The following is a 22,011-nucleotide window of genomic DNA, read 5'->3' on the forward strand; positions in this document are numbered from 1 at the left end:
CGCCCGAAAACAGCGGGGATGCCCCGGGCACCCGAGCGGCTGTCGGCCGCTCGGGCGGTGCCCACCCGTACGGCCGCGCCCCGCATGCGGGGGGCGTCCGGGAGACGTTGGCTGGCTCCGAGGCAGCACGGGCGATTCCCCTATCTCCGGCGGCACATGGGATGGTCCGCCGACCGTGCCGCCGGAGGACAGTCCCATGCGCCACACTCAGCCACCCTCCCACTCCATAGCCGTCGCCGTGACGGCCGCCGCACTCTCACTCGGCCTCGCCACCGGCGCCGCCCACGCCGCCGGGATATCCGTGACCGCCAACGGTTCGACCGTGACCGTGACGACCAGCGTCTGCAGCCAGGTCAACGGCAGTTGGGGCACGGCCTCGCTGCTCTCCGCCGGCCAGACGAGCTTCACCCAAGGACGCCAGGTGGCACTCACCGGGACGGCCAGTGGTCAGTCCGCCGCCTGGCAGAGCGTGAGCCCGGGCACCTACACCGTGGCCGTCCTCTGCGCGAACAACATCTCGGCGGGCACTCAGTCCGTCGCCGTCACCGGCGGCCGCGCCACCCCGACGGCCGCACCCACGTACCGGCAACCGGCCGCACCCACGTACCGGCAACCGGCCGCACCTACGTACCGGCAACCGGCCGCGCCCACGTACCGGCAACCGGCCGCGCCCACGTACCGGCAGCCCGCCGCGCCGAACGTCGCACCCACCTTCGCGCCGAACGGTGTGCGCACGTACGCGCCGAACGCCGTGCCCACGGCGGTGCCGACCCGCGGTGTGCTGGGCGGCCTGGGCGGGGGCGTCAAGGACTACGGCACCCTCACGCTCGCGGCCGGCGGGACCCTGGTCGGGGCGGCGGTGGTCGCCACCGGGTGGGTGCTGCGGCGCCGTGCGAAGGCCCACCGGTACTGACGGCCTGTCGCAGCCGCACCACTACCGGCCGCCCTCCGAGCCACACCCGTACCGACCACCCCGCCGGGCCCGACCGACGTCATTCCGGGCCCCGGCCGGGCCATTCGGCTTCGCCTCCGTGCAATTCCGCCTCGCCGCCTGGCGTTTCCGGTACGCCGCCGGGCGGTCCCTGGTTCCCGCCGGGCAATTCCATGCCGTCGCCGGACAATTCCGGGTCCTGACCGGACCGTTCCGTCTGTTCGCCGGGCAGTTCGGTCAACGTGTCCAGCGCGTGGCGCAGCCACTGCGTCCAGAAGGTCTCCAGGTCGACACCGCCCCGCAGGACCAAATGCCGCAGCCGGTCCTCCGGACTGTCCTTGCCGGGCGGGAAGTCACGCTCCTCGATCTCCCGGTACTCCGCCAACTGCCGCTCGTGCAGCTCCAGATGGCGCTCCAGGTCGGCCCGGAGGCCCGCGGTGCCCACCACGGCCGCCGCGCGCAGCCGCAGCAGCAGGGCGTCACGGTACGGCTTCGGATCCTGGGAGGCGGCGGTCCAGCGGGCCAGTTCCGCGCGGCCCGCGGGCAGCACCTCGTAGTCCTTCTTCTGCCCGCGGGCCGGCTCCTTCGCCGGCAGGCCGCGGATCAGGCCGGCGGCCTCCAGTCGTCCCAGCTCGCGATAGATCTGCTGATGCGTCGCCGACCAGAAGTAGCCGATGGACTTGTCGAAGCGGCGCGTCAGCTCGAGCCCCGACGACGGCTTCTCGAGCAGCGCGGTGAGGATCGCGTGCGGAAGTGACATGGGGATCATCCTAGGGACGGGCCGCACAGACACCCGGTCCCGCGAGGGTGCCGCCGGCGGTCTCCTACAGGGCCGCCGCCAGCTCCGTGCCCTGTTTGACGGCGCGCTTCGCGTCGAGTTCGGCGGCCTCGTCCGCGCCGCCGATCAGATGCGGGCGGCGCCCGGCGGCGACCAGTTCCTCGTACAGGTCGCGCCGGGGCTCCTGTCCGGTGCACAGCACGATCGTGTCGACCTCCAGGACCGTGCTCGTGCCGTCGACGGTGATGTGCAGGCCCTGGTCGTCGATCCGGTCGTAGCGCACGCCGGGCACCATGGTGACCCCGCGGTGCCTGAGTTCCGTGCGGTGGATCCAGCCGGTCGTCCTGCCCAGTCCGGCGCCGACCTTGGTGGTCCTGCGCTGGAGCAGGTGCACCGCGCGCGGCGGCGCGGGCCGCCGCGGCGCGGTGAGTCCTCCGGGCTCGCGCTGGTCCATGTCGACTCCCCAGAGCCGGAAGTACGCCGCCGGGTCCTCGCTCGTCCGGTCACCGCCGTCGGTGAGGTACTCGGCCACGTCGAAGCCGATGCCGCCGGCGCCGAGGATCGCCACCCTCTCGCCGACGGCCGCGCCGTCGCGCAGTACGTCGAGGTAACCGAGGACGCTCGGGTGGCCGACGCCGGGGATGTCGGGGATGCGCGGAGTGACGCCGGTGGCGACGACGGTCTCGTCGTAGTCCGCGAGGTCGCCGGCGCTCACTCGCGTGTTCAGCCGTACGTCCACGCCGTGCGCGTCGAGTTGGTGGCGGAAGTAGCGCAGCGTCTCGCCGAACTCCTGCTTGCCGGGGACCTTGCGGGCCACGTTGAGCTGTCCGCCGATCTCGTCCGCCGCGTCGAACAGGGTGACCTGGTGGCCGCGTTCGGCGGCCGAGACCGCGCAGGCGAGCCCGGCCGGTCCGGCGCCGACGACGGCGACCCGCTTGCGCCGCCGGGTCGGGGACAGGACCAGTTCGGTCTCGTGGCAGGCGCGCGGGTTGACCAGGCAGGAGGTGATCTGCCCGCTGAAGGTGTGGTCGAGGCAGGCCTGGTTGCAGCCGATGCAGGTGTTGATGGCCTCGGGGCGGCCGGCGGCGGCCTTGGCGACGAAGTCGGGGTCGGCGAGCATCGGGCGGGCCACGGACACCATGTCGGCGTACCCGTCGGCGAGCAACTGCTCGGCGATCTCGGGGGTGTTGATGCGGTTGGTGGTGACGAGGGGCACGGAGACCCGGCCCATCAGCCTCTTGGTGGCGAACGCGTAGGCGCCACGCGGTACGGAGGTGGCGATGGTGGGGATGCGGGCCTCGTGCCAGCCGATGCCGGTGTTGATGAGGGTCGCCCCGGCCGCCTCGACCGCCTTGGCGAGGGTGACGACCTCGTCCAGGGTCGAGCCGTCGGGCACCAGGTCCAGCATCGACAGCCGGTAGATGATGATGAAGTCCTCGCCGACGGCCTCGCGCACCCGGCGCACGATCTCGACCGGGAAGCGCGTCCGGTTCTCGTAGGAGCCGCCCCAGCGGTCGGCGCGGTGGTTGGTCCGCGCGGCGATGAACTCGTTGACCAGGTAGCCCTCGGAGCCCATGATCTCGACGCCGTCGTATCCGGCCCGGCGGGCGAGGAGGGCGGTGCGGGTGTAGTCGTCGATGGTCCGCTCGACGTCGGCGTCGGTGAGCTCGCGGGGCACGAACCGGCTGATGGGGGCCTTGAGGGGGCTGGGGGCGACCAGGTCGCGGTGGTAGGCGTAGCGGCCGAAGTGCAGGATCTGGAGGGCGATCCGGCCACCCTCGCGGTGCACGGCGGCGGTGACGGGCGCGTGCCGCTCGGCCTCCTGCTCGGTGGTGAGCTTCGCGCCGCCCTCGTAGGGCCGCCCCTCCTCGTTCGGGGCTATGCCGCCGGTGACGATGAGCCCCACTCCGCCGCGTGCGCGGGCCGCGTAGAACTCCGCCATCCGCTCGAAGCCTCGGTCGGCCTCCTCGAGGCCGACGTGCATCGAGCCCATGAGGACGCGGTTGGGCAGCGTGGTGAAGCCCAGGTCGAGCGGGCGCAGCAGATGCGGGTAACGGCTCATGTCTGTAGTTGTAGAGGACCCCGGGCCGTTTATGCAACTAGTTGCATAAACGGCCCGGGGTCCTCCCGGTGTCCGCCGTCAGCGGCTCTCCAGACGGACGTGGAGTTCGCGCTCCTGGTCACCGGAGGCCATGCTCAGGTCCTCGACGGTGAACAGGGAGCCCAGGGTCGTGCGGAAACGGTCGATCGCCCAGTAGCCGCCCTGCACGTCGGCCGTGACGGACGCGTCGAGCCGGGTGGGCCCGCAGTCCGCCCCGTGCTCCTCGGCCACGTCGAACGTGCCGAGCCACACGGTCGGGCGCACCTCGTGGCAGTCCCGGGGCACGTCGTCCGCGCACCGGTCGGAGGAGAAGCAGGCGCACAGGGCGTCGAACACGGTCCGGGCGTCTTCCTTGGTGCATCCGCTCAGCTCAACCGAGACGGATTCGGGGTGCTCCGGCTCGCTCGCCATCGCGATCACTCCTCTCGTGGCCTGGGTACCGCACAAAGTTCCCTCCGCACGGCGCTCCACTCGCACAATCCAGCAAAGCACCGCTTTCCGGCGGAACACCACCGCCGCCGGTCTGCTCGCCTTCACCCGGGAGACATCGCTCCTGCGGCCGGCACGGCGCGAAGGAGTCTCCGCGGTGATCGAGGTGTTCTCGGACGTGCTGCGGACCGGCCGGATGCGGGTCAGTGTCTGGTTCCTGTCACCACGTGGGCGCTGAGGTCTTCCGACACGGCGAGCTGGGCGGTCAGGCCGGCCCGGGTGAAGGCGGCCAGGGCCCGCGGCGTCTGGTGTTCGCTGGTCTCGACCAGGAGGCAGCCGCCGGGCGCGAGCCAGGTGGGGGCCATGGTGGTGACGCGGCGCAGGATGTCGAGACCGTCGGGGCCGCCGTCCAGGGCGACCAGCGGCTCGTGGTCGCGGGCCTCGGGCGGCAGCAGGCCGACCTCGCCCGTGGGGACGTAGGGCACATTGGCGGCGAGTATGTCGACGCGGCCCCGCAGACTGCCGGGGAGCGCGTCGAACAGGTCGCCCTCGTGCACCGTGCCGCCCCTGGGGACGATGTTGCGCCGGGCGCAGCGCACCGCGGCCGGGTCGATGTCGGCGGCGTGCAGTTCGGCCGGGCCGAGCGCCTCGGCCAGCGCCGCGCCGACCGCGCCCGAGCCGCAGCACAGGTCCACGACGACGGACGCTTCCGGGGACCGGGCCACCGCTTGGTCCACCAGGAACTCGGTACGGCGCCGCGGGACGAAGACGCCCGGTTCCACCGCGATCCGCAGACCGTGGAACCCGGCCCAGCCGAGGACCTGTTCGAGGGGGAGACCGGCGACGCGCCGCTCCACCAGGGCGGCGATCTCCCCTGGCGTGCGGGCGCCGGCGAGGATCAGTTCCGCCTCCTCCTCGGCGAACACGCAGCCTGCGGCGCGCAACGCGGCGACCACCCCGGCGCGCGGGGGCGGAGAAGCGGAAGAGGAAGAAGCGGAGAGGGGAGGCAGTACGGGCATGGAATGCCGGGACCTTTCGGGAGCCGAAGGGCGCTCCCGCGGTCACCTACCGACGGTGATCCGCGCCATTGCGAGGGGAGAGCACCCGACCTGACACAGCGGTAATGGGTCTCACCTCCTCGGCTTCCTGCGACCGGGACCCTCCTCGGCCGCAGGTCACCCTACCCCAACGCTCGGCCGCCGCCCCTTCTCCATCCGCCAGTTGTACTATGCAACCGGAAGAGCAGGGGAGGCATTCGGTGACCGCAGGGACAGAACCGGACGACCGCGGCGTCACGCGGCGGGCGCCGGCCGCGGAGACGGCCGTCGAGACCATCCACCGCGAGATGACGGTCTTCGCCCGCCGGGCCCGGGCCTCGGCCGGACGCATGCACCCCGAGCTGTCGCTGGTGTCGTACACGCTGCTCGGGCATCTGGAGGAGAGCGGCGGCTGCCGGGCCACCGACCTGGCCGCGCACTACGCGCTGGACAAGTCCACCGTCAGCCGCCAGGTGTCCGCCCTGGAGCGCGCCGGCCTCGTCGAGCGCCGCACCGACCCCGGCGACCACCGGGTCCAGGTGCTCCATTTGACGGCCGCCGGGCGGCGGATCCTCGCCCGGGTCACCGAGAGCCGCCGCGCGGCCTTCCACGAGCGTCTGGCGGGCTGGCCGAAGGACGATCTCGAACGGTTCGCGGGCTATCTCACCCGCTACAACGCCTGGCCCGGCCGGAACGAGGACGGCACCTGACGCACCCGGGGGCCGCCGTGCGCCGCGTCCGGATCGAACACCTCCGCTGACGGCGGCCCGCACCGAGGCCGTAGCGTGTGGCCCCCACGCTCTCTTCAGTCTCTTCGCGAAGGCGGTTGTTGATGGCCCTGTTCGACCTTCCCCTCGACGAGCTCCGCGAGTACCGCAGTTCGTCCGTCGAGCCCGAGGACTTCGACGCCTTCTGGTCCAAGACGCTCCAGGAGGCCCGCGAGCACGACCTGGACGCCCGGTTCGACCTGGTGGACACGGGACTGGCAACGGTGAAGGTGTACGACGTGACCTTCGCCGGCTTCGGCGGGCACCCGGTCAAGGGCTGGCTGACGCTGGCCGCGCGGGTCGACGCTCCGCTGCCGCTGATCGTGGAGTTCGTCGGCTACGGCGGCGGGCGCGGCCTGCCGCACGAACACCTGCTGTGGGCGTCGACGGGCCGCGCGCACTTCGTGATGGACACGCGCGGGCAGGGCAGCGCCTGGGGCGGCGGTGGCGGCACTTCCGACCCGGTCGGCGGCACGCCGGCGTACCCCGGCTTCATGACCCGCGGTCTGGACGCGCCGGAGAACTACTACTACCGCCGGGTGTTCACCGACGCGGTGCGGGCGATAGAGGCGGCCCGCGCGCACCCGCTGACCGACGCGGGCCGGACCGCGGCGATCGGCGCGAGCCAGGGCGGCGGCATCACGATCGCGGTGGGAGGTCTGGTGCCGGACCTGGTCGCGATCGCGCCCGACGTGCCGTTCCTGTGCGACTTCCCGCGCGGGACGACACTGACCGACCGTCACCCGTACCGCGAGATAGGCCTCTACCTGAAGACCCACCGCGGCCGCACCGAGGACGCCCTGCGCACGCTGTCCTACTTCGACGGCGTGCACTTCGCCGCCCGCGGCCGCGCGCCCGCGCTCTTCTCGGCGGCCCTGGAGGACCAGACCTGCCCGCCCTCCACGGTGTTCGCCGCGTTCAACGCCTGGGCGCACCAGGACAAGCAGATCGAGGTGTACGACTTCAACGACCACGAGGGCGGCGGCCCCTACCAGGAGGCGGCCAAGCTCCGCTGGCTGCGGGCGTACGCCTGACGCTCCGGAACATCCCTGCCATGCCCGCGGGCCCGGCAGCCGCGTGAACGGCTGCCGGGCCCGCGGTGTTCCCGCTCCCGGCATGGGGGCGGGCTGCTTGATGCGGACGAGGCCGTCCGCGGTGCCGAGGTAGCCGCTGGACGAACGGTGGGCCGGCTGCCGGACCTGGCGGCGCATCTGTCCGCCGTGCCCGCGAGCCGGGTGGTATCGTGGTGTCAGCACTTGTGTACGCCCCGTTGCGGGCGCCGGTGCGGTTCTTCATCAGCTCACCGGGTCGCCGCGTCTGTCGCGGTCGGCGCGATCTGCTTCTCCTCACCTTCTCCCCGAGCGGCGCTCCGCCCTCCCGGGCAGCGCGCCGCCGGCTGAGGTGGTGTCTTCCGCCGTCGGAGGCCCCGCTCCACGCCTCCCCGTCGCGGCTTCCGCTTCCCCCCGCACGTCCCGTGCCGTCCGTCCGCGAAAGGACCTCCCCCCTATGACCACCACACTCGAACGCCCCGTCGCACCGCGGCAGACGTCCGCGGCCCTCCGGTCCGTCACCGGTGTCCTGGACATCGACGCGACCGGCAGGGGTCATCTGCGCGGCGCGGACCTCCTGCCCACGCCCTCCGACCCGTGTGTCTCCCCCGCGCTGATCCGCCGCCACGGCCTGCGCAAGGGCGACGCCGTCGCGGGCCTGCCCGGGCAGCAGCACACCGTCACCGGGATCACGGGCATCGGCGGCCACTCGCCGGAAGAGGCCCGGTCCCGGCGCCGCTTCCACGACCTCACTCCGCTGCACCCGCACGAGCGGCTGCGCCTCGAACACCCCGCCGCCGGGCTCACCGGCCGTGTCGCCGACCTGATCGCGCCCGTCGGCAAGGGGCAGCGCGGTCTCGTCGTGGCACCGCCCAAGACCGGCAAGACCGTGCTGATCCAGCAGATCGCCGCCGCCGTCGCGGGCAACCACCCCGAGTGCCGGCTGATGGTGGTGCTGCTCGACGAACGCCCGGAGGAGGTCACCGACATGCGCCGCCGCGTGCACGGCGAGGTGTACGCCTCCACCTTCGACCGGTCCCCGAAGCAGCACATCGCGCTCGCCGAACTCGTCGTCGAACGTGCCAAACGGCTCGTCGAGGCAGGTGAGGACGTGGTCGTCCTCCTCGACTCGCTCACCCGGCTGTGCCGGGCCCACAACAACGCGGCCGCGGCGGGCGGCCGCACCCTCAGCGGCGGTGTCGACGCGAGCGCGCTCCTGGGGCCCAAGCGGCTCTTCGGGGCGGCGCGGACGGCCGAGGAGGGCGGCTCGCTCACCATCCTCGCCACCGCGCTGGTGGAGACCGGATCCCGCGCCGACGACTTCTTCTTCGAGGAGCTGAAGAGCACCGGCAACATGGAGCTGCGACTCAGCCGCGAACTCGCCTCCCGCCGCGTCTTCCCGGCCGTCGACCTCGACCCCTCGGGCACCCGCCGTGAGGAACTCCTCGTCAGTCCGGCCGAGTTGACGGCGGTTCGCGGTCTGCGCCGGGCCCTGCGCGGCCGCGAGGGCAGGACCGGCGTGGAGACGCTGCTGGAGCGGCTGCGCGACACGCCCGACAACGCCACGTTCCTGCGCCGCGTCCGGCCGGCCCTGCCCACCGACCAGGGTCTTTCGTTTGGATCAGTCCCGCGAGCCCGGCATGATCCAAACGAGAGGCCCTAACCACGGCCGCCGGCCAGGCATCCGACGCACCCTCAGCACCACGCCCGCTGTGCGCCCGTCGGGGTACGCGCTAGGACATCCGGGTGCTCGCGGACCCCGTTCGGCTCTGGGCAGCGGTCCGCCTGCACCGATTTGTCCCTAGGTTTACGATATGGAGATCAGATTTTCCAAGCGCACCACCGTATCGGCCTGCGCGTTCTGCGCGGCGAGTCTGCTGGCGGTGACCTCCCCGGTCGCGGTCGCCGGCGCGGCCGCCGGGGACCGTGGAGCGATAGTGCAGACGAGGGCGACGGTGCCGCAGCCGGGACTGCTGGACGACGAGGGCACACAGGTCCGGCTCCGGGACGGGGCGCCCGACGTTCCGGCCGTCTCCGCGCTGTCCTGGGTGGTGGCCGACGCCGCGTCCGGCGAGGTGCTTGCCGCGCACGACGCGCACCGCAGGCTGCCGCCCGCGAGCACCCTGAAGACGCTGTTCGCCCTGACCGTGATGCCGTCCTTCCCCGCGGGCATCCAGCACACCGTCAGCGCCAAGGAGCTGACGGGCATCGGCGAGGGCAGCAGCCTGGTGGGTGTCGTCGAGGGGCACACGTACCAGGTGGCCGACCTGTGGCGCGGGGTGTTCCTCAACTCCGGCAACGACGCCGTGCACGTGCTCGCCGCGCTCAACGGCGGCTGGGAGCAGACAGCCCGGCAGATGGAGGCCAAGGCCCGCTCCCTGGGAGCCCTGGACACCACGGTCGTCTCCCCCGACGGCTACGACGCCGAGGGGCAGGACTCCTCGGCGTACGACCTGGCCGTGTTCGGGCGGGCCGGACTGCGCAACCCGGACTTCGCGCGGTACTGCTCCACCACGCACGCCGCCTTCCCCGGCAACGACGGCACGTTCCAGATCGCCAACACGAACCGCCTGCTGACCGGTGCCAACGGGGTGGAGCCGTATCCGGGTCTGATCGGCATCAAGAACGGCTACACCACCAACGCGGGCAACACGCTCGTCGCCGCGGCCCACCGGGACGGGCGCACCATCCTGGTGACGTTGATGAACCCTCAGGACGGCAACGTCTACGAGGAGGCGCGCGCGCTGCTGGACTGGGGATTCGACGCCACCGGTCACGTCGATCCGGTGGGTTCGCTCGACGCCCTGCGGCCCGTCTCGCACGAGGCGACGGCGGAAGCGAAGTCCGGGACGAAGCCAGGAGCGAAGCCCGGTAAGAAGCCGGGAGCGGCGGTCGTCGCGTCCGCCGGTGCGCCTCGCCCGGAGGAGTCGGACTGGCCGGGGGCGGGGACCATCGCGGGCGCCGCCGGTCTGGGCGCGGGGGCCCTCCTGATCGGCCTGCGGTTCCGGCGCAGGCGCGCCTCGCGCGTCTGACCTGCCGACGACCCGGGCACGGTCCGCGGACGTCGGCGTCGCCCCCCGGAGGCCGTCGCGGCCCGAACCGCGGCGCACGCCGACCGGGCCGGGACGCCGGGCTGCCGTCCGCACCCGACCGGCACGCGATCGGACGACCCCCGCCGGGCGGCCCCTCAGAACACCGACAGTCCGGTGAGGGTCGTGAAGCGGTCCAGGGCCGCCACGCCGGCCACCGAGTTGCCCCGCTCGTCCAGGCCGGGGCTCCACACGCACAGCGCGCACCGGCCCGGTACGACGGCGATGATCCCGCCGCCCACGCCGCTCTTGCCGGGCAGGCCGACGCGGTAGGCGAAGTCACCGGCCGCGTCGTACGTCCCGCAGGTGAGCATGACCGCGTTGACCTGCTTGGCCTGGCTGCTGGCGAGCAGCCGGGAGCCGTCCGCCCTTATGCCGTGCCGGGCGAGGAACGTGGTGGCCAGCGCCAGGTCGGCGCAGGAGGCCGCGATCGAGCACTGGCGGAAGTACTGGTCCAGCAGGACCGGCACCGGATTGTCCACGTTCCCGTAGGACGCCATGAAGTGGGCGAGGGCGGCGTTGCGGTCGCCGTGCGCGGTCTCGGAGGCGGCGACCTCCTCGTCGAAGTCCAGCTCCGGGTTGCCGCTCTCGGCGCGCAGGAAGCTCAGCAGCTCGCCCGCCGCGTCGCCGGTGCGGGTCTGGAGCCGGTCGGTGACCACCAGGGCGCCCGCGTTGATGAACGGGTTGCGCGGGATGCCGTTCTCGTACTCCAGCTGCACCAGGGAGTTGAAGGGGTTGCCGGAGGGCTCGCGGCCCACGTGCTCCCACAGTTCGTCGCCCTCGCGCGCCAGGTCGAGGGCGAGGGTGAACACCTTGGTGATGGACTGCGTGGAGAACGGCTCCCGCCAGTCCCCCACCCCGTAGACCGTGCCGTCCAGCTCGGCGACGGCCATGCCGAAGGCGCGGGGGTCCCGAGCCGCGAGCGCCGGGATGTAGTCGGCCGGGCGCCCGCGGCCCGGTGTGTGCCCGATCTCCTCGGCGATGTGCTCGAGGACCGGAAGATAGGTCGGGGACGAGGTCATGATCGCCATTGTGCCTCCGGGCCGGTCGCGGTGCTCCGCGGCGGTGGGCACGCAGGGCGGCGGGCCTCGGCCGCCACCCGGTGCTCAGCTGCTGAGGACGCCCGTGCCGAGCAGGCCGAACAGCAGCAGGCCGATCAGGATCCGGTAGACGACGAACGCGTTGAAGGAGTGCTTGGCGACGAACTTCAGCAGCCAGGCGATGGAGCCGTAGGCGACGACGAAGGACACGACGGTGCCGACGACCAGCGGGACGGTGCCCACACTCGCGCCGAGCGCGTCCTTGAGCTCGTAGAGGCCGGCGCCGGTCAGGGCCGGCAGACCGAGGAAGAAGGACAGGCGGGTGGCGGCGACCCGGTCGAGGTCGAGGATGAGCGCGGTCGACATGGTGGCGCCGGAGCGGGAGAAGCCGGGGAAGAGCAGGGCGAGGATCTGCGAGCTGCCGACCAGCATCGCGTCCTTGAAGGAGGTGTCGTCCTCACCGCGCTTGTGCCGGCCCATCTGGTCCGCGCACCACATCACGGCACTGCCGGCGATGAGCGAACCGGCGACCACCCACAGGGAGCCGAGCGGCCCTTCGATGAGGGGCTTCGCGGCCAGGCCCACCACGACGATCGGCATGGTCGCGAAGATGACCCACCAGGCGAACTTGTAGTCGTGGTGGTAGCGCTCCTGCTTGTTGGCCAGCCCCCGGAACCAGGCGGACACGATCCGCACGATGTCCTTGAAGAAGTACACCAGCACGGCGGCGATGGCGCCGACCTGGATGACGGCGGAGAACGCGACGACCGACTTGTCGTCGACGGGGATGCCCATGAGCCCCTCGGTGATCTTCAGGTGGCCGGTGGAGGACACGGGCAGGAACTCGGTCACCCCCTCGACGACTCCGAGTACGACGGCCTGACCGACGGAGATGGCGCTCATGGGATCCAGTTCTGAGGACGGTGATCGACAGTGGTGGACACACACTTACGGTGCTGAGGTGACAGCCCGGTGACGGGCAGCGGAATCCGCGGCGACCGTCAGAAGCCGCCGGCGATCCACGCCCCGGCGAAAGCCGCGCCGAGGCCCGCCCCGACGCTGCCGACGACGTTGGCGAGGGCGTAGAGGCCCGCGCCGGTCTCGGTGAGCCGCAGCGTCTCGTAGGAGAAGGTCGAGTAGGTGGTCAGGGCCCCGCACAGTCCGGTGCCCATGAGCAGTTGCAGACGCGGTCCGGCGACGCCCGCGGCCGCCGCGCCGGTCAGCAGGCCGAGGATCAGGCAGCCGGCGACGTTCACGACGAAGGTGCCCCAGGGGAACACCGAGTCGTGCCGGGACTGCACCGCGCGGTCGGTGAGGTAGCGCAGGGGCGCGCCGACCGCGGCCCCGAGGACCACCAGCAGCCAGTTCACGAGGGCTTTCCGCTCTCGACGTCCGCGCCGCCGAGTCCGGCCGCGCGGGCGACGTACCGGATGACCTCGCAGTCGTCGAGTATCACCAGCCCCTGGGCGACCAGTACGTCCAGTTGCGGAAGGAACGCACGCACCCGCTCCTCGGTGTCCACGATCACCACCGCCACCGGCAGGTCCTCGCTCAACGAGAGCAGCCGGGAGGTGTGGATCAGGGAGTTCGCGCCGAACCCCTCCACCCCGCGGAAGACGCTGGCGCCCGCGAGACCCGCCGCATGGGCCCGGTGGACGATCTCCGAGTACAGGGGCCGGTGGTGCCAGGTGTCGTTCTCGCCGATGAAGACGGTCACGCGCAGCGCGCTGCCGGTGAGCCTGGTCATCGCTGCCTCCACTTCAGAACACGGCGGGCCGCCGTCATGGCCAGCCACACCGCCGCGAGCGCCGCGCACGGGGTCGCGGCGAGGTACGCCAGCCCGGTACGGGCGTGGCCGGAGTCCACCAGTCGCTGGATGTCGACGGCGTAGGTGGAGAAGGTGGTGAAGCCGCCGAGCACGCCGGTGCCGAAGAAGGGGCGGACCAGCCGGTGGGCGGCCCATACATCGGTGATGACCACCATGAAGACGCCGATCACCGCACAGCCGGAGGCGTTGACCCAGAAGATCGCCCAGGGGAAGCCGCCGGCCGGTGTCGGCAGCCACTGCGAGACGGCGTACCGGGCGGTGGCCCCGAACGCTCCGCCCAGTGCCACCACGGCGATCACCGGCGCCTGCTCCCGCCAGGCCCGCCAACGCGCGGGCCTGGCCCGCGTCCGACGGTTCTCTGTTTCCGGGACAGTCATGCTCGTACGTCTCCTGCTCGCCCGCGCCCGGACATGCCGGAACGCTCCTGTGACGCGAGTAGGGACCGTTGGCGGCACCAGTGCCACGGTTTCGGTACGGCGGGCCCCACCGCCGCGCCGCGAATCCCTCGCGGCCGGGCTACAGGCTAACGCGACGGGATCCGCACCGCACACGCCCGGCGGGGTGTGTACGGCGAGCCGGGTGACGCCGCCCCGGCAGGCGACCGGCAACCGGTCAGGATCGAAGAAGCCGCACGGCACCCGCCCGTTCTAGCGTGGAACCACCGACGCAGCCGTCGGCCCGTGCCGCCTCCGCCGGGTGCGGAGCCGCGTACGGCCGCACATCGATCCGAACAGCAATCAAGGAGTCCGCCATGACCGCCGGCCTGATGACGATCATCTACCCCGTGAAGGACCTTGCCGGGGCGAAGGCCCTGTTCAGCGCGCTGCTGGAGGTCGAGCCGTACGCCGACGCGCCCTACTACGTCGGGTTCAAGGACGCCGGGCAGGACGTGGGGCTGGACCCGAACGGGCACGCCAAGGGAATGACCGGACCGGTGCCGTACTGGCACGTCGACGACATCAGGGCCCGGCTGGCGGCGCTGATGGCCGCGGGCGCCGAGGTGCTCCAGGACGTGCAGGACGTGGGCGGCGGCCGGCTGATCGCCTCGGCGAGGGACGCCGACGGCAATCTCATCGGCCTTCTTCAGGACGCCTGAGAGCCGGCCACCGCGGAGGTCGGTGCCACGGTGGTGCGTGCCGCTCCCACCGCGGACGGCCGTTCCGGCCGGTCCTCGCGGTGCCGCTCAGCCGTGGGGCCGGGCCAGCAGGCTGCGGACTCCCTCCGAGGTGAGCGTCAGACCGTGCGGCGAATTGGCGTCTATGGTCAGCGACAGGTCGTCGGCCGGCCACTGGGACGCGAGCGCGCCGAGCGGTACCAGGCGGTAGCGGGAGACGAAGGGCAGCAGGTCGGACATCTCCAGTTCGGAGGTGAACACCGGCACCACCGGCGCCCCGCCCGGCTGTTCGAGAACGGGCAGGGCCACCGCCGTGGGGTTGGTGGCGTCCTCCTCGCTCGCGTCGTCGGGCACGGGGACCAGTACGTCGCTGCTCGCGAGCGTCTCCAGTGCCACCGTGTCCTCGGCGTTCTCGGCAAGCACGTCCAGCGCTTGCTGGGCGGGCGTCGGGGTGTTGTCGTTCGCTGGTGTCTGCATGGCGGATTCCCTGGTCACGGCGCTCGAACGGCCCGCCCGGGAGCTGACCGGCCGGGCATGGGCTCTGCACGCGTACCCGAACGCACACGGCGCAATCACGAGGTGCCGGTGGATTCCCCGTGCCACCGGCAGGCGGCACGGGGGCGGGCGCCAAGGCGGCGGCCAGTGCCGGTCACGAAGGGCCGCGGCGGATCGCGACGGCCGCGGCGTCGTCGTCCAGGCGGCCGTGGGTGTGGGCGAGGAGGTCGTCGTGGAGCCGGCTCAGCACTACCTCCGGCGGGGCACCGGCCCAGGCGCCGGCCCGGTCGGCGAGGGGGTAGAACTCGCCCCGCGGGCTACGGGCCTCCAGGACGCCGTCGGTGTGCAGGAGCAGTGTGCCGTCGGGTGGGAAGGGGAACGAGGCGACCTCGTAGTCCGCGGCGTCGGACAGTGCCCCCAGGCCCAGCGGTGGTGCGACGGCCCGCGCGGTCAGCGGCTCGGCCGTCTCCCCGCCGATGAGCAGCGGGGCGGGGTGACCGCAGTTGAGGAGGTGCAGCAAGGGCTCACTGTCGGGTATGTCGACGAGCAGGGCGGTGGCGAAGGACTCGTCGGTGTCGAGCATCTGCGCGGTCTGCCACTGCCGGAACTCCCAGCGCATGGCGCCGTCCAGGTGCACGGCCAGGCGCGGCAGTGACGGCCGGCGGTGCGCGGCCGCGCGGAAGGCGCCGAGCAGCAGTGCGGCATGACTGATCGCGGGCAGCCCCTTGCCCCGCACGTCGGCGATGAGCAGCCGGGTGCTGTGTCCGGTGCGGGCGGCGGCGTAGAGGTCCCCGCCCATGGTGGCCTCGTCCTGGGCGGCAAGGTACAGGCAGGCGATCCGCAGGGGGCCGCTGCGGACGGGCAGGGGCGGGAAGAGCACGTCCTGGACGGCCCGTGCCACGACCCGGCTCTGCGTCAGCTGATGCTCGCGCCGGTCACGGAACAGGCAGAACACCACGATCAGACCGGAGACGATGATCAGCGACGCGATCTCGGCCTGGAGGTTCTGGGTGCCCAGCGTGCCCTGGACGGCGCCGATGGAGAGTTCGGTTCCGACGGCCAGCGCACCGATCAGCGCGGTGAGCCAGGGCCCGGAGAACGCGGCGGTGAACGCGGGAGCCGCGACCAGCAGCGGACCGAGGTGCACGTCGGGCGGGGTCAGGGCGTCCACGACGCCCACCACAGCGATCAGTACCAGGGGGATGAGGACCAGCACCCGTCCCGATGGTGAACGCCGTAGGTCCATGAGCGACACACGCCATGTTCTCACCCCTGGCCCGGCCGGGCGAGGGCGCTGATCGGCGGGGAGGCCGGTCACGGCAACGGAAGTGGGCCCTCCGCTACGCGCGGAGGACCCCGGGGGCTCACTTCCGAACCCCGGGGCCCGGGTAACCAGCGGGCCGGGGCCGATTCCGGGTCCGGGCGACCGAGCGCCCCGAAGGGCACTCGTCCGGCACCCCTGGAAGGTACTCGTCAGCCGGTCGCGGCGGGCGGCGCGGTCGTGCCGCGCACCTCCAGGGCCGGGCTCGTCAGGTCGACGGTCCGGGGCAGGTTCGGGTCGTCGATGCGGTCGAGCAGCCGCTGGGCGGCGCGCCGGCCCACGTCGTGGCTGGCGTTGTCCACGGTGGTCAGCCACAAGTGGCGCAGGCGCGACAGATAGGTGTTGTCGTAGCCGGCCAGGGAGAGGTCGCTCGGGACCCGGAGGCCGCTCTCCTCGGCGGCGGACAGCGCGCCGACGCAGGCCATGTCGTTGACCGCGAACACGGCGGTGGGCCGCCGGGTACGGCTGAGCAGCCGCACGGTGGCCCGGTAGCCGCCCTCCTCGGTGAGGTCGCCCTGCTCGACGACCGCCGTGCCGGCGAGCCCGTGCGCGCGCATGGCGGCCTCGAAGCCGCGGCGGCGCAGGTCGCCGACCGCGCCCTGGCCGGCGATATGGGCGATGTGCCGGTGGCCGAGGGCGACGAGGTGCTCGGTGGCCAGCCGTGCGCCCCGCTCGTCGTCGCCCGCGACGACGTCCACCCCCGGCAGTTCGGGTTCGCGGGCGCCGGCGACGACGGTGGGCACCCGGCCGGCCGCGACGCGCAGCGCGCGCGGATCCCGCAGGGTGCCGACGGCGACCAGGCCGTCGACGCGCAGTTCGGTGAAGGTGCGGGTGAGGTCCTCGCCCAGGCGCCGGTTGAGGTGGCCGTCGGCGAGCAGCATGTGCAGACCGGCGTCGTGGAGACGGGAGTTCAGACCGTCCAGGAGTTCCACGAACCAGGGGTTGCGCATGTCGTTCAGGAGCACGCCGACGGTGCGGGTGCGGCGCTCGCTGAGGCTGCGGGCGGCGGCGTTGGGCCGGTAGCCGATTTCCTCGACCGCGGCGAGGACCGCCTGCCGCTTGTCGGGGCGCACGCTGCCGGAGCCGCGCAGCACCAGTGAGACCAGGGACTTGGACACACCGGCGCGCGCGGCGACGTCACGGATGGTGGGCGGTCGCACGATGTGGACCGTTCCATGAGGGCGGGCTCTTGTAAAGGGCCGGAGACGGGTCCGGAAGTGCCACAGGGAGCCGCATCCGGTGGCTTGACACCTGCCCGGAGGCGGCCCCATCGTGAGCCACCAGGTTTTGGATCGGTCCAAACAAGGGGCTTTCATGGTGTCTGCGCTCGGCGTGGCCGTCGTCGGATTCGGCTGGATGGGACGGGTGCACACGCAGGCCTACGCCCGCGTGTCCCACCACTTCCCCGGGCTCGCGGTACGTCCGCACCTGGTCGCCGTCGCCGACGAGGTGCCCGGCCGGGCCGAGGAGGCGGCCGAGCGGTACGGCTTCGACTCCGCCACGCGTGACTGGCGGGAGGTCGCCGCCGACCCCCGGGTGGAGGCGGTCAGCATCACCGCCCCGAACTTCCTGCACCGGGAGATCGGCCTCGCCATGGCCGAGGCGGGCAAGCACATCTGGATCGAGAAGCCGGTGGGCCTGGGCGCCGACGACGCCCGCGCGGTCGCCGACGCCGCCGCCCGGGCCGGTGTGCGGGGCACGGTCGGCTTCAACTACCGCAACGCGCCCGCCGTCGCCGCCGCCCGCGAGATGATCGCGGCCGGTGACATCGGCGCCGTCACCCATGTCCGCATCCGGCTGTTCAGCGACTACGCGGCCCACCCGGAGGGCGCCCTGACCTGGCGCTACGAGCGTGAGCGCGGCGGCAGCGGGGTGCTGGGCGACCTGGCCTCGCACGGGGTGGACCTGGCCCGCCACCTGCTCGGCGAGATCGAGTCGCTGTCCGCCGACACCGCCGTGTTCGTGCCCGAACGGGCCCGCCCGACCGGCGCCACCGCGGGCCACACCCGGGCGGCGGGCGGCGAACCCGGTCCGGTGGAGAACGACGACTACGTCGGCTGCCTGCTGCGTTTCACCTCCGGCGCGCGCGGTGTCCTGGAGGCCTGCCGGGTCTCGGTTGGCGAGCAGAACAACTACGGCTTCGAGATCCACGGCACCCGGGGCGCGCTCTGGTGGGACTTCCGGCGCATGGGCGAACTCGGCGTCAGCCGCGGCACCACGTACCAGGACCAGCCCGTCAGCACGGTCCATGTGGGCCCGGGTCACGGCGAGTACGGGGCCTTCCAGCCGGGTGCGGCCAACGCCATGGGCTACGACGACCTCAAGGTCATCGAGGCGTACCACTTCCTGCGCTCGGTCACGGAGGGCGGGGCCCACGGTGCCACCCTCGACGACGCCGTGGCCGCCGCGGTGGCCCTGGACGCGATGGCCCGCTCCGCCAAGGAGCGCGGGTGGGTGAGCCTCGGCTGACCCACGCCGCCTCACCCCGGCGTCAGGTCCGCGCGCGGGGTGATCGCCCAGTGGTTGGTGCGCAGCGTGCGGCCGGCGAACTCCACCTCGCGCTCGCCGACGAACCGGAAGCCGAGCGAGCGGCAGACGTCGTTGGACGCCGCGTTGGTGGTGGCCGGGAAGGCGTGCACCTCTCCCCTGCGGTCCTCGTCCCGCGCCCGTTCCAGCAGGGCGCGGGCCGCGCGGCCGCCGAGGCCGCGCCCCTGGTACCGCGGCAGCACCATCCAACCGATCTCCGACATCGGGCCGCCGTCGGGGTTGGGTCATGATGGGGCTGCCCGGCCGATCCGGCCCGAGAAACCCGTGCCGGATCGGCTTCCCGTGAACAGCCCGAGGAGAAGCACGCGTTGAACACCGGCGCCCCGGTTCCCGGCAGCTACTACGAACGCATCGACGAGCACCGCTTCAAGCCCACCGAGCATGCCGGTGGCGCCTGGGACGTGCGCGAGCAGCACTTCGGCCCGCTGGGCGGGCTGGTCGTCCACGCGGTCGAGGACCATCTGGCCGCGCGCGGGGGCAGCGCCCTGATACCGGCCCGGATCAGCTACGACATCCTGGGCGCCCCGGCCCTGGACGAGTGCGAGATCGAGGTGGAGACCCTCCGCCCCGGCCGCACCATCGAACTTTTGGAAGCCGTCGTGCGCATCGCCGGGCGCCCGGTGGTCCGGGCCCGCGTCTGGCTGTTGTCGGCCCAGGACACCGCGGCCGTCGCCGGGGGTGCCGGTGACCGGCTCACCCCGCCCGACGGACTCGCGCCCTGGGCGATGAGCGAGCTGTGGCCGGGCGGCTTCATCGCGTCCCTGGACATCCGTCCGCTCGCGCCGCCGGCCCCGGGCCGCACCACCGCCTGGATCTCCACCCCGCTCACCCTGGTCGCCGGGGAGCCCAGCAGCCCGTTCGCCTCCTACCTCGCCCTCGTCGACACGGCGAACGGCATCGCCGTACGCGAGTCGCCGACCACGTGGATGTTCCCCAACGTCGACCTGACCGTGCACCTGCACCGCCGCCCGGAGGGCCGCTGGACCGGTCTGGACACCACCGTGGCCTTTGGCCCCACCGGCGTGGGCCTGACCAGCACGGTCCTGCACGATCTGCACGGTCCGGTCGGGCACGCCCAGCAGATCCTCACCGTGCGCCCCATGCCGGGCGGCTGACCGCGGCCGGGCCGCCTCCCGCACGGCGCGCGCGAACGGCGCGGAGCTGATGTCCTGGTTGCGGGGGTCCGTCGTACCCGTTTTCCCGGAGAGACCGATGAGTACCTACAAAGTCGCGCAGGCGACCGCCGCCGGCGGTCCGTTCGAGATCGTCGAGCGTGAGGCGGCGGAGCCGGGCCGCGGTCGGGTCGCGATCGCCGTGGAGGCGTGCGGAGTCTGTCACAGCGACACCTTCTTCGTGGACGCCGCGCTGCCCGGGATCAGCTTCCCGGTGGTGGCGGGGCACGAGATCGCCGGGCGGATCGAGCAGCTCGGCGAGGGGACGCAGGACCACGGATGGCAGGTGGGCGACCGGGTGGCGGTGGGCTGGTTCGGCGGCAGCTGCCATCACTGCACCCCGTGCCGGCAGGGCGACTTCATCGTGTGCCCGAATCTCAAGGTGCCGGGCTGGTCGTACGACGGCGGCTTCGCCGAGCGCGTGAACGCGCCGGTCGACGCGCTGGCCCGGATCCCCGACGCGCTCGCGGCGAGCGACGCGGGGCCGATGGCGTGCGCGGGCGTGACCACGTTCAACGGACTGCGGCGCAGCTCCGCGCGGCCGGGCGATCTGGTGGCCGTGCTCGGCATCGGAGGCCTGGGTCACCTGGGGGTGCAGTACGCGGCGGCCATGGGCTTCGAGACGGTGGCGATCGCCCGCGGGGCCGACAAGGCGGACTTCGCCAAGCGGCTCGGCGCGCACCACTACGTGGACAGTACGACGGACACCCCGGTCGGTGACGCGCTGCAGTCGCTGGGCGGTGCCAAGGTCGTCCTGGCCACGGCCGGCAGTTCCGAGGCGATCGCGGCGACCGTCGACGGACTGTCGCACCGCGGTGAGCTGGTGGTCATCGGGGCGGCGCCCCAGCCGCTGGGGATCAGCCCGCTCCAGCTGATCACGGCCGCCCGTATCATCCGCGGCCACCCGTCGGGCACCGCGCAGGACGTGCGGGACACCATGGCCTTCAGCGCCCTGCACGGCATCCGCCCGATGACCGAGACCGTCCCGCTGGACCAGGCCGGCGAGGCCTACGCGAAGATGCTCGCCGGCGCCGCCCGGTTCCGCATGGTGCTCACGACCGGCTGACCAACACGCCCAGGAGCCCGGCGGTCGACCCGGCCGCACCGGGATGGCGGGAGCGGCTCGCGTGTCGTGGAGACACGGCCACCTTCACGCCATCTCCACCTCCCCGCCACTCGGTTCTCACGACCTGTGTATGCTCCTGACGCTCCATTGGCTCCACTGAGGGGGGAACCTCATGCGGATACGCTCCGTGCTGGCCGTGGCCGCCGCGGCCGGCACCGTCGCTGTCGTCGGCGCCGCTCCGGCTCAGGCCGCCGAATACTCGTCCGCGCTCAAGGTGAAGGGCGTCCAGTACGACGCGCCCGGGCGGGACTCCAACAACTGCCGTACCGGCAACACCAAGGACGAGTACCTGACGATCAAGAACTACTCGCGCACGGCGACGGTCAACCTCAAGGGTTACGTGGTCAAGGACGCTGCCGGCAACCGGTTCACGTTCGGCGCCAACCACTACCTCGAGCCCGGCGACTACGTGAAGCTGCGCGGCGGCAAGGGCACGGACTCCGACGGCAAGAACGTTGTCTACCGCCAGAACTGCAACTTCCTCTGGAACAACGACAAGGACACCATCTACCTGCTCAAGCCCTCCGGTGCCCGGGCCGACGTCCACTCCTACACCAAGGCCCGCGACGACCGCGACGGCGACGGCTACATCCGCTACCACGGCTGAGCCGGCCCGTCCTCGCACCGGCCCCAGGGGGGACCATGAACCAGCACCACCAGCCGCGACCGCGCGGCAGATCCGGCATTGGTCCGTCGCACCGGCGCTCACTCGCGCGGGCGGCGAGCATCGCCCTGCTCGCCGTGGGTGCCTTCGGCTGCGGACAGTCCGACGGCGAGGCCGCGAAGCCGCAGCCCACCGTGACGGTCACGGCCACGGCCACCGTCACGGCCACCGCGACCGAGACCGTCACACCCGCGCCCACCGCGACGGTCACCGCCACCGAGACCGTCAGGACGCCCGGCCCGACGGTCACCGTCACCAGGGCGGCCGCTGCCGCCGGAACCGGCACCACCCGCAGCAGCGGTGGCGGCGGCAGCGCGGTCGGCACCTGCTCGATCCGCTCCAACGCCGGCAACTGCTACCAGGCGGGGCAGTACTGCCGCAACGGCGACCACGGAGCCAGCACCACCACCGCGAACGGCACAAGGATCACGTGCTCGTACCGCTCCAACGCCTGGCGATGGACCTATTCCTGACAGTACGTCAGTCAGTACGTCAGTGTCGCGGACGCACCCGTCCGGCGGCG

General features: G+C 72.6%; 22 protein-coding genes and 2 pseudogenes. 11 read left to right on the forward strand and 13 right to left on the reverse strand.

Annotated features, from left to right (window positions below):
* The first annotated feature begins 196 nt into the window (after positions 1-196).
* The gene (locus tag ACIOWN_RS06990) at positions 197-913 is read left to right on the forward strand and encodes a hypothetical protein (RefSeq protein ID WP_362349596.1); all 717 of its coding nucleotides are present in this window, start codon (positions 197-199) and stop codon (positions 911-913) included.
* A gap of 235 nt (positions 914-1,148) precedes the next feature.
* Here ACIOWN_RS06990 and ACIOWN_RS06995 read toward each other — a convergent pair.
* The 4 genes and pseudogenes from ACIOWN_RS06995 to ACIOWN_RS07010 all read right to left on the reverse strand — a co-directional run.
* A pseudogene (locus ACIOWN_RS06995) lies at positions 1,149-1,691 on the reverse strand (PadR family transcriptional regulator); the annotation flags it as partial.
* Positions 1,692-1,755: 64 nt separating this feature from the next.
* Positions 1,756-3,771, reverse strand: coding sequence for an NADPH-dependent 2,4-dienoyl-CoA reductase (locus ACIOWN_RS07000; RefSeq protein WP_362349600.1), 2,016 nt, complete (start codon positions 3,769-3,771; stop codon positions 1,756-1,758).
* A 78-nt stretch (positions 3,772-3,849) separates the two neighbouring features.
* Positions 3,850-4,221, reverse strand: a complete 372-nt coding sequence (locus ACIOWN_RS07005; RefSeq protein WP_362349602.1) for a hypothetical protein — start codon at positions 4,219-4,221, stop codon at positions 3,850-3,852.
* Positions 4,222-4,442: 221 nt separating this feature from the next.
* Positions 4,443-5,258 (reverse strand): putative protein N(5)-glutamine methyltransferase, encoded by an 816-nt coding sequence (locus ACIOWN_RS07010; protein WP_362349604.1) that lies wholly within the window; start codon positions 5,256-5,258, stop codon positions 4,443-4,445.
* Positions 5,259-5,584: 326 nt separating this feature from the next.
* On the opposite strand from ACIOWN_RS07010, the gene ACIOWN_RS07015 reads away from it, so the two are divergent.
* From ACIOWN_RS07015 to ACIOWN_RS07030, 4 genes are all read left to right on the forward strand, one after another.
* Complete coding sequence (locus ACIOWN_RS07015) at positions 5,585-5,986, forward strand: MarR family winged helix-turn-helix transcriptional regulator (RefSeq protein WP_362349878.1); 402 nt, start codon at positions 5,585-5,587, stop codon at positions 5,984-5,986.
* A 122-nt stretch (positions 5,987-6,108) separates the two neighbouring features.
* Positions 6,109-7,077: an acetylxylan esterase gene (locus ACIOWN_RS07020; protein ID WP_362349605.1), complete on the forward strand. Its 969-nt coding sequence runs from the start codon at positions 6,109-6,111 to the stop codon at positions 7,075-7,077.
* Positions 7,078-7,549: 472 nt separating this feature from the next.
* Positions 7,550-8,755 (forward strand): transcription termination factor Rho, encoded by a 1,206-nt coding sequence (rho, locus tag ACIOWN_RS07025; RefSeq protein ID WP_362349607.1) that lies wholly within the window; start codon positions 7,550-7,552, stop codon positions 8,753-8,755.
* 151 nt (positions 8,756-8,906) lie between these two features.
* Entirely contained in the window at positions 8,907-10,124 is a 1,218-nt protein-coding gene (locus ACIOWN_RS07030) for a D-alanyl-D-alanine carboxypeptidase (protein WP_362349609.1), read from the forward strand.
* A 155-nt stretch (positions 10,125-10,279) separates the two neighbouring features.
* Here ACIOWN_RS07030 and ACIOWN_RS07035 read toward each other — a convergent pair whose 3' ends face one another.
* The 5 genes from ACIOWN_RS07035 to crcB (ACIOWN_RS07055) form a co-directional block, all read right to left on the reverse strand.
* Entirely contained in the window at positions 10,280-11,212 is a 933-nt protein-coding gene (locus tag ACIOWN_RS07035) for a glutaminase (RefSeq protein ID WP_362349611.1), read from the reverse strand.
* 75 nt (positions 11,213-11,287) lie between these two features.
* Positions 11,288-12,124, reverse strand: coding sequence for an undecaprenyl-diphosphate phosphatase (locus ACIOWN_RS07040; RefSeq protein ID WP_362349612.1), 837 nt, complete (start codon positions 12,122-12,124; stop codon positions 11,288-11,290).
* A gap of 98 nt (positions 12,125-12,222) precedes the next feature.
* Positions 12,223-12,591, reverse strand: coding sequence for a fluoride efflux transporter CrcB (crcB, locus tag ACIOWN_RS07045; RefSeq protein WP_362349614.1), 369 nt, complete (start codon positions 12,589-12,591; stop codon positions 12,223-12,225).
* Complete coding sequence (locus ACIOWN_RS07050; RefSeq protein ID WP_362349616.1) at positions 12,588-12,968, reverse strand: DUF190 domain-containing protein; 381 nt, start codon at positions 12,966-12,968, stop codon at positions 12,588-12,590. Before ACIOWN_RS07050 ends, crcB (ACIOWN_RS07045) begins: the two co-directional genes overlap by 4 nt.
* Complete coding sequence (crcB, locus tag ACIOWN_RS07055; protein WP_401980903.1) at positions 12,965-13,426, reverse strand: fluoride efflux transporter CrcB; 462 nt, start codon at positions 13,424-13,426, stop codon at positions 12,965-12,967. Before crcB (ACIOWN_RS07055) ends, ACIOWN_RS07050 begins: the two co-directional genes overlap by 4 nt.
* A gap of 374 nt (positions 13,427-13,800) precedes the next feature.
* Here crcB (ACIOWN_RS07055) and ACIOWN_RS07060 point away from each other — a divergent pair, with 374 nt between their 5' ends.
* The gene (locus ACIOWN_RS07060) at positions 13,801-14,145 is read left to right on the forward strand and encodes a VOC family protein (RefSeq protein WP_362349620.1); all 345 of its coding nucleotides are present in this window, start codon (positions 13,801-13,803) and stop codon (positions 14,143-14,145) included.
* 87 nt (positions 14,146-14,232) lie between these two features.
* On the opposite strand, the gene ACIOWN_RS07065 is transcribed toward ACIOWN_RS07060, so the two are convergent.
* The 3 genes from ACIOWN_RS07065 to ACIOWN_RS07075 form a co-directional block, all read right to left on the reverse strand.
* The gene (locus ACIOWN_RS07065) at positions 14,233-14,640 is read right to left on the reverse strand and encodes an SseB family protein (protein WP_362349622.1); all 408 of its coding nucleotides are present in this window, start codon (positions 14,638-14,640) and stop codon (positions 14,233-14,235) included.
* Positions 14,641-14,812: 172 nt separating this feature from the next.
* Positions 14,813-15,874, reverse strand: coding sequence for a PP2C family protein-serine/threonine phosphatase (locus tag ACIOWN_RS07070; RefSeq protein WP_362349624.1), 1,062 nt, complete (start codon positions 15,872-15,874; stop codon positions 14,813-14,815).
* A 257-nt stretch (positions 15,875-16,131) separates the two neighbouring features.
* Complete coding sequence (locus tag ACIOWN_RS07075; RefSeq protein ID WP_362349626.1) at positions 16,132-17,139, reverse strand: LacI family DNA-binding transcriptional regulator; 1,008 nt, start codon at positions 17,137-17,139, stop codon at positions 16,132-16,134.
* A gap of 154 nt (positions 17,140-17,293) precedes the next feature.
* Between ACIOWN_RS07075 and ACIOWN_RS07080 the strand changes: the two genes are divergently transcribed.
* Positions 17,294-18,448 carry a Gfo/Idh/MocA family oxidoreductase gene (locus tag ACIOWN_RS07080; RefSeq protein WP_362349627.1) on the forward strand — a complete coding sequence of 385 codons (1,155 nt, stop codon included), beginning with the start codon at positions 17,294-17,296 and terminating at the stop codon, positions 18,446-18,448.
* Between the two features lie 11 nt (positions 18,449-18,459).
* On the opposite strand, the pseudogene ACIOWN_RS07085 reads toward ACIOWN_RS07080, so the two are convergent.
* Positions 18,460-18,735: pseudogene (locus ACIOWN_RS07085) on the reverse strand (GNAT family N-acetyltransferase); the annotation flags it as partial.
* 99 nt (positions 18,736-18,834) lie between these two features.
* On the opposite strand from ACIOWN_RS07085, the gene ACIOWN_RS07090 reads away from it, so the two are divergent.
* The 4 genes from ACIOWN_RS07090 (at position 18,835) to ACIOWN_RS07105 (ending at position 21,961) form a co-directional block, all read left to right on the forward strand.
* The gene (locus ACIOWN_RS07090; protein ID WP_362349629.1) at positions 18,835-19,641 is read left to right on the forward strand and encodes a thioesterase family protein; all 807 of its coding nucleotides are present in this window, start codon (positions 18,835-18,837) and stop codon (positions 19,639-19,641) included.
* Between the two features lie 97 nt (positions 19,642-19,738).
* Positions 19,739-20,764 carry an alcohol dehydrogenase gene (locus tag ACIOWN_RS07095; protein ID WP_401980907.1) on the forward strand — a complete coding sequence of 342 codons (1,026 nt, stop codon included), beginning with the start codon at positions 19,739-19,741 and terminating at the stop codon, positions 20,762-20,764.
* A gap of 172 nt (positions 20,765-20,936) precedes the next feature.
* Entirely contained in the window at positions 20,937-21,431 is a 495-nt protein-coding gene (locus tag ACIOWN_RS07100; protein ID WP_362349633.1) for a lamin tail domain-containing protein, read from the forward strand.
* 35 nt (positions 21,432-21,466) lie between these two features.
* Positions 21,467-21,961, forward strand: coding sequence for a hypothetical protein (locus ACIOWN_RS07105; RefSeq protein ID WP_401980910.1), 495 nt, complete (start codon positions 21,467-21,469; stop codon positions 21,959-21,961).
* Positions 21,962-22,011: the final 50 nt, after the last annotated feature.

Source organism: Streptomyces sp. NPDC087787, assembly GCF_044743035.1.
GTDB lineage: Bacteria > Actinomycetota > Actinomycetes > Streptomycetales > Streptomycetaceae > Streptomyces.